We start from the raw sequence: 5,587 nt of genomic DNA, 5'->3' as shown, positions 1-5,587 counted from the left end.
CCGAGGGCGTGGGCGCGGTCGCCGGGACCCCGTCCGCCCCCGGGCGCAGGATGAGCAGCGCAAGCCCGGCGGCGAGGATCAACAGGGCGGCGATCCGGCGCAGCAGGGTCCGGCGCCAGGCCGCCCGGCGTCCGGCCCCGATGACCGGGGCGAACGGGGAGTCGGGCGCCATCAGCTTGCCCTTGGTCTTGGTCGGTGAGAGCACGATGGCCTCCGTCTAGGGCAGCTCGAAAGGCAGCTTCAGGCCGTCGAGGGCGCGCCGGCACGGGCAGGTGGCGCTCTCGTCGGGTTCGTGCGGTGGCAGGGTGGCGACCGCCGACCGCAAGACGTCCTTGAGGGTCTGCATGTGTTGCGCGAACACGGTGAGCACGTCGGCATGGTTGACCGCCGGCACCCCGTCGATGCCCGCGTCGTGATCCGTTACGAGCGCCACCGTCGTGAAGCACATCGCCAGCTCGCGGGCCAGCGCCGCCTCCGGCATGGCCGTCATGCCCACGATGGACCAACCCTGGGCCTGGTGCATACGGGACTCCGCGGCGCTGGAGAACCGCGGACCCCCTACGACGACCAGCGTGCCGCCGTCCGTGGCGGACAGGCGTCCGTCCTCGCGCACCGCGGACAACACGGCAGCGCGCCCCCGCTCGCAGTAGGGGTGGGCGAAACTGACGTGGACGACAGGTCCCGGCTCGTCATAGACCGTGTGGGCCCGCCCCGAGGTCCGATCGACCACCTGGTCGGGCACGACGAGCGATCCCGGCCCGAGCTCGGGCCGCAACGATCCGACCGCGCACGGCGAAAGCACCTGCCGCACCCCGAGGCTGCGCAGCGCCCAGAGATTGGCGCGGTAGTTGACCCGGTGGGGGGCGAACTGGTGGTGGGCGCCGTGGCGGGCGACGAATGCGACCCGGCGCCCGCCGAGGTCCGCGATCGCGATCTCGTCGCTCGGCGCCCCGAACGGCGTCTCGACCCGATGGCGCGGGGCGCCTTCGAAGAAGGAGTAGAACCCGGAGCCGCCGATGACCCCGATCTCCGCCTGCTGGTCGTTTGCCGTCATGCCGCGACCTTACGGCCGCGCGCACATCCGGGGAAGCGGGGCCTAGGAGCCTGTGGATACCGCCGAGGTGGACTTCGCGGGTGTGGACGACGTGCTCGAGGAGGACGCGCTCGACGACGATGAGGAGTCACCGCTGCCGGACGAGCCGCCCGAAGAGGAGCTGGAAGAGGAGCCGGAGGACGACCCGCCGGAGGAGGGCACGGAACTGGTGCTGCTCGAGCGGGAGTCGGTGCGGTAGAACCCGCTGCCCTTGAACACCACGCCCACGGCGTTGAACTGTTTGCGCAGCCGGCCCTCACACTCGGGGCACACGGTCAGCGAGTCGTCGCTGAAGGACTGGACGATGTCGAAGGCGTGGCCGCAATCGGCGCAGGCATAGGCATACGTGGGCAACGAAGTCCTCCGAAAGACCAGGCGCCGAACCCGTCGCGGACCCGGCGGCATTGACTACCTCATGATAAGGCGAGCCCGTGCCACGGCATTCCCACCGCTCAACCGAAGGTCGCCGGGCGCCCGGGGCGCTTGCGCACCTTGAGCCGGGCTTTTTTCGTCCACTCCGCCAGCCGGCCGCCCTCACTAATCGCGCGCATGAGCTCCTCCACCCGGGAGCGTTGGGCGTCGGTCGTCACGACGAGGAGCTGGTCGCCGTGGTGGATCTTGGTCCGCGGGGTCGGGACGATGTTGTGCCCGTCGCGCAGGATCAGCGTCACATCGGCGCCGACCGGCAGCCGCAGCTCGAAGACGGCCACCCCGTGCAGCATCGACGTCGGCCCGACATCGACGGTCAGCAGGGACGCGTTCAGTTCCTCCACCGGCGTGGACTCCACCGTCAGCTGCCGGGTGCGGTGCGCCTCGGTCACGCCGAGCCGGCGCGCCACCCACGGCAGCGTCGGCGCCTGGAGCAACGTGAAGATGACGACGAGCACGAAGACCAGGTCGAAGATCCAGTCGACATTGGGTGCCCGCTCGATCACCGGCACCGTCGCGAGCACGACCGGCACGGCCCCACGCAAGCCCGCCCACGACAAGAACGCCTGTTGCCGCAGGCTGAACCCGAACCACGACACCGATGCCGCGACCGACAGCGGGCGGGCGAGGAGCAGCAGCACGAGACCGACGACCAGCGCCGGCACCAGCTGTTCGGCGAACCCCGCGGGGGAGGCGAGCAGACCCAGCAGCACGAACAGCCCGATCTGCGCGAGCCAGCCCACGGCCGTGGCGAACGCGTGCACCGCCGGCTGGTGCGGCAGCCCGAGGTTGCCGAGCACGAGCGCGGCGAGATACGTGGCCAGGAAGCCCGACGCGTGGAGGGACGCGGCCGCGGCATACGCCAGCACGGCCACGGCGATCACGCCGATCGAGAACAGGCCCGAACTCCCGGCCGCGCTGCGGCGCATTAGCTGCCCCCCGGCATACCCGACCACCAGCCCGATCACCGCACCACCGGCCAACTCGGTCGCCGCCAGCCCGAGGATCGCCCACGGACTGTGTGCCTCGCCGGGATTGGCGGCGGCGAGGGCGAGCGCGCTCACGAGCAGGACAACGGGGGCGTCGTTGAATCCGGACTCGGCTTCGAGCATCCCGGTGAGCCGTCGCGGCAAGGGCACCGATCGGAGCACGGAGAAGACCGCCGCCGCGTCGGTCGAGGAGACGATCGCCGCGACGAGCAGGGCGGCGTTCCAGGACCAGCCGAGGATGAAGTGCGCCGCCACGGCGACCACGGCCACGGACACCCCGACGCCCAGCGTCGCCAGCAGGCCGGCGGGGGCGATGGAGTCCTTGATGCCATCCCAGCGGGTCGTGAGGCCACCCTCGATGAGAATGAGGACGAGCGCGGCATACCCGAGCACCAGCGTGAGCTGCTCGTCCTCGAACCGGATGCCCAGACCGTTTTCGCCGATCAGCAGGCCGATGCCCAGATAGATCAGCAGCGACGGCAGCCCGGTCCGGTTGGACAGCCGGATGGCCACGACGCACACGATCAGCGTCAGCGAACCGACCAGCAGCGCCGTCGTCAACTCCCCCAGCGTAAAGCCCGTTTGGGCGTCGCCGGCGAGGGGGAGCATCGGTGCCTCTCTCTCGGAGTCTGGGCGGTGGCCCCCATCCTGTCAGGGTCGGTGCCGCTGACCGTGTCTCGTCCACGCCGGCCCGTCCGCGGTCACCACGGCATCGACCGGCTGATCCCAGCGGTCCGCGGGCAGCGTGGCGTCGAGGAACTCACCCGGATGCAGCAGCGTGACGACCACCGCGTCCGGCCGGGCGCGCGGGAGGGTCCGGTCGTAGCAGCCGCCGGCCTGCCCCATCCGGGTTCCGTGGCGGTCGACGGAGAGGCCGGGTATGAGGAGCAGCCGGCAGGCGGCGACGGCGTCGAGACCCAGCGGGGTCCGGTCCGGATCGTCCAGCTCGTGCCAGTCCAGATCGAAGCTCGCCAGGGTGATCGGCACGATCACGTGCACAGCCCGCTGGGTGAGGGCGCGGCATACCGCCTGCGTCTGGGGTTCGGCGGGCAGGGCTTCGTATGCCGTTACCACCTCCCCGGGGCCGATCGCCAGGTTGTCGGCGAGGGCGAGGGTATGCCGCGCGATTCCCTCCCCGTCCGCCGCCAGGTCGCGGGTCGCAGCGATGGCCCGGCGCGCCGCGCGCCGCTGGGCGCGCACCTGTTGTTTCACGCTCAGCCCCATGATCGCCAGCGTAGGCGCGTCCGGATACCGGCCCATGCATTACTAGGCTGGCGGGTATGAGTGATGCCGGACTCGCGCACGCGACCACCGCCATGGCCGAGCGAGGCGCCTCGCCGGCGGCGATCGCGACCTTCGACCGCTTCTATCGGATGCTCGAGTCGGGGGAGCAGGGGCTGATCCCCGAAACCACGATCGCGCCCCTAACCGATGTCACCACCCTCGAGGGGGTCGCGACCAGCGAGGCGGACCGCCGCGCGGCGCTCGCTAAGGTCGTCGTGATCAAGCTCAACGGTGGGCTCGGCACGAGCATGGGCCTGTCGGGGCCGAAGACGGCGCTGAAGGTGCGCGGGGAGCTGACCTTCCTCGACATCATCGCCCAGCAGACGCTCGCGCTGCGGCAGCGGTATGCCGTCGACCTGCCCCTGCTGCTGATGAACTCCTTCCGCACGCGAGAGGAGTCGCTAGAGATCCTGGCGGCCTATCCCGACCTGCCGGTGGCGGGGTTGCCGCTCGACTTCATCCAGAACGCCGAGCCCAAGCTGACCGCCGACACGCTCGAGCCGGTCTCGTGGCCGGCCGACCCGGAGCTGGAGTGGTGCCCGCCCGGACATGGTGACGTCTATGTCTCGCTGCAGGGGACCGGCCTGCTGTATGCACTGCGGCAAAGGGGGATCCGCTACGCGTTCTTGTCCAATGCGGACAACCTCGGGGCGACGTGCGACCCCGACATCGCGGCCTGGCTGCTGGCGAACGACATCCCCTACGCCGCCGAGGTGTGCGAGCGCACGGCCAACGACCGCAAGGGCGGCCACCTCGCCGTCCGCACCCGCGACAACCAACTGATCCTGCGCGACAGCGCGATGGTCGTCCCGGGAGAGGACGAGCACTTCCAGGACAACACCCGCCACACCCTCTTCCACGCCAACAACCTCTGGGTCGACCTCGACGAGCTGGCCGCGCTGATGGAGCGCTCCGGGGGGCTGGTGCCGCTGCCGGTCATCGTCAATCGCAAGACCGTCGACCCGACCGACCCCTCCTCGACGCCGGTGATCCAGATCGAGTCGGCCATGGGCGCGGCGATCGAGGTCTTTCCCGGTTCGCAGGCGATCGCTGTGCCGCGCAAGCGGTTCCGCCCGGTCAAGTCGACCAACGAGCTGCTGCTGGTGCAGTCCGACATCTTCGACCTCGACGCCGACGCCAACCTCGTCTCGCGCATCACCCACTCGGAGCCGGCCATCTCGCTGGGCAAGCCCTACAAGTTCGTGCCCGACTATCTCGCGCGGTTCCCCCAGGGTGTGCCCGGGATGCGTGAGTGCACCAGCCTGACCGTCGACGCGGACGCGACCTTCGGCGCGGACGTGACCTGCGTCGGCGATGTGACGATCAGCGGGGAGCCGCGCGTCATCCCCGACGGCGCCACGCTGACCGGAACCCTATGAGGCGCAATGCGATCGGTCTCTGAGCACCGCGACGCGATCCTCGCCGCGCTGCCGCCCCGCGCCGGTGCCGAGGTGCCGCTGGCGGATTGCCTCGGCCTGATCACGACGGCGGACGTCGTGGCCCGCGTCGCGCTGCCGGGTTTCGACAATTCGGCGATGGACGGGTATGCCGTGCGCGCCGCCGATGTCGCCGGCGCCTCCCCCGAGGGGCCGGCCGCCCTCACCGTGGTCGGGGAAGTGGCGGCAGGCGCCGATGCCGCGTCCGTGACGGTCGGTGCGGGACAGGCGGTCCGGATCATGACCGGGGCCATGCTGCCGGCGGGCGCGGACGCCGTCGTCATGGTCGAGGCCACCGACGGCGGCCTCGACGTGGTGCAGGTGTATGCCGCCGTCCCCCACGGCCGCTCCATCCG

At 70.9% G+C, this 5,587-nt stretch carries 6 protein-coding genes and 2 pseudogenes; 3 read left to right on the top strand and 5 right to left on the bottom strand.

Going from position 1 to position 5,587, the window contains the following annotated elements; translation table 11 throughout:
• On the bottom strand, positions 1-205 hold a 205-nt coding region (locus tag BN11_RS23645; RefSeq protein ID WP_048697295.1), incomplete at its 3' end, for a hypothetical protein.
• A 12-nt stretch (positions 206-217) separates the two neighbouring features.
• A complete protein-coding gene (locus BN11_RS10215; RefSeq protein ID WP_048697294.1) occupies positions 218-1,054 on the bottom strand; it encodes an S-methyl-5'-thioadenosine phosphorylase in 837 nt (278 codons plus the stop codon).
• 52 nt (positions 1,055-1,106) lie between these two features.
• Between BN11_RS10215 and BN11_RS26115 the strand changes: the two genes are divergently transcribed.
• The gene (locus tag BN11_RS26115) at positions 1,107-1,292 is read left to right on the top strand and encodes a hypothetical protein (protein WP_048697290.1); all 186 of its coding nucleotides are present in this window, start codon (positions 1,107-1,109) and stop codon (positions 1,290-1,292) included.
• A 14-nt stretch (positions 1,293-1,306) separates the two neighbouring features.
• On the opposite strand, the pseudogene BN11_RS26110 reads toward BN11_RS26115, so the two are convergent.
• From BN11_RS26110 to BN11_RS10200, 3 genes and pseudogenes are all read right to left on the bottom strand, one after another.
• Positions 1,307-1,498: pseudogene (locus BN11_RS26110) on the bottom strand (FmdB family zinc ribbon protein); the annotation flags it as partial.
• A 47-nt stretch (positions 1,499-1,545) separates the two neighbouring features.
• Complete coding sequence (locus tag BN11_RS10205; protein WP_048697286.1) at positions 1,546-3,120, bottom strand: potassium/proton antiporter; 1,575 nt, start codon at positions 3,118-3,120, stop codon at positions 1,546-1,548.
• Between the two features lie 42 nt (positions 3,121-3,162).
• Positions 3,163-3,735, bottom strand: a complete 573-nt coding sequence (locus BN11_RS10200) for a 5-formyltetrahydrofolate cyclo-ligase (RefSeq protein ID WP_048697283.1) — start codon at positions 3,733-3,735, stop codon at positions 3,163-3,165.
• Positions 3,736-3,791: 56 nt separating this feature from the next.
• Between BN11_RS10200 and BN11_RS10195 the strand changes: the two genes are divergently transcribed.
• A complete protein-coding gene (locus tag BN11_RS10195; protein ID WP_048697281.1) occupies positions 3,792-5,174 on the top strand; it encodes a UTP--glucose-1-phosphate uridylyltransferase in 1,383 nt (460 codons plus the stop codon).
• Between the two features lie 6 nt (positions 5,175-5,180).
• A pseudogene (locus tag BN11_RS10190) lies at positions 5,181-5,587 on the top strand (gephyrin-like molybdotransferase Glp); the annotation flags it as partial.

This window comes from Nostocoides australiense Ben110 (assembly GCF_001050535.1).
Taxonomy (GTDB): Bacteria; Actinomycetota; Actinomycetes; order Actinomycetales; family Dermatophilaceae; genus Nostocoides_A; species Nostocoides_A australiense.
This window is presented reverse-complemented; position numbering and strand designations above follow the sequence as displayed.

What these genes read in the sequence shown, in the direction of transcription:
- BN11_RS10215 (WP_048697294.1), bottom strand. Translation starts at nt 1,054, where the DNA reads ATGACGGCAAACGACCAGCAGGCGGAGATCGGGGTCATCGGCGGCTCC.
- BN11_RS10205 (WP_048697286.1), bottom strand. Translation starts at nt 3,120, where the DNA reads ATGCTCCCCCTCGCCGGCGACGCCCAAACGGGCTTTACGCTGGGGGAG.
- BN11_RS10200 (WP_048697283.1), bottom strand. Translation starts at nt 3,735, where the DNA reads ATGGGGCTGAGCGTGAAACAACAGGTGCGCGCCCAGCGGCGCGCGGCG.
- BN11_RS10195 (WP_048697281.1), top strand. Translation starts at nt 3,792, where the DNA reads ATGAGTGATGCCGGACTCGCGCACGCGACCACCGCCATGGCCGAGCGA.